This window comes from Staphylococcus sp. HMSC077D08, assembly GCF_001837945.1.
In the GTDB taxonomy this organism is placed as follows: Bacteria; Bacillota; Bacilli; order Staphylococcales; family Staphylococcaceae; genus Staphylococcus; species Staphylococcus epidermidis.
Window position 1 is genome coordinate 1 of the sequence record NZ_KV834809.1, and the last position, 725, is coordinate 725.

General features: G+C 36.7%; 1 pseudogene. It reads right to left on the bottom strand.

Going from position 1 to position 725, the window contains the following annotated elements:
• A pseudogene (locus tag HMPREF2663_RS12900) lies at positions 1-725 on the bottom strand (hypothetical protein); the annotation flags it as partial.

Below are 725 nucleotides of genomic sequence, written 5' to 3' on the forward strand. Positions count from 1 at the left end.
GTTGATGCACTTTGTGAATTCGATGCACTTGTAGGATCCGTAACAGTAACTTTTTGACCATTAAAGAAGTTTGTCCCACCTGTCACAGATGTAGAGTATGGGGCAAATGTAAAAGAAGTGTCTCCACTAGAATTGATAGGAACTGTCCAAGTTGTGGTTAAACCATATCCTTGTTTAGCTTGGTATCCATTCATTTGGTAGCCGTTTGCCCAAGTATATCCACTACCCTGTTTGTTTATATTAGTTGTGTTTGCTTTTGGATTACTAAGTTGAGCACCTGTTGAATCGGTAATATAACTTGTCGCTGTTGAAGGTGTTCCATATGCACTACCTAGTGTAAACATCGTTTGATAAGTTGTTCCTGTGTTGTATATTGCGTAACTATTAGACAATGCTGTAGGCTTTTCAACCGTCGTAGTAGCAGGATTATCATAAGTAACTGTATACGTAAAAGTCATAGACGTTCCATTATTTACAGTTGTTAATTTATAATAAATTGGAATATTATAATTTGTATCAGTCCCTGCACCTGTATAAGTATTTGTAGTTGAAGTTGCTGCTGCTGCTGCGAATGTTGTTGTTGCCAATCTACTAAATGTTCTTAAATTAATTGCTGAGGTACTATTTGATGAAGAATTACTATCATTAGTAGCAACTGTTGAACCAAAATCCTCACTTGTTGCACTACGTTTACTTTCTGTACTTGCGGCACTATCCTTGCTTTC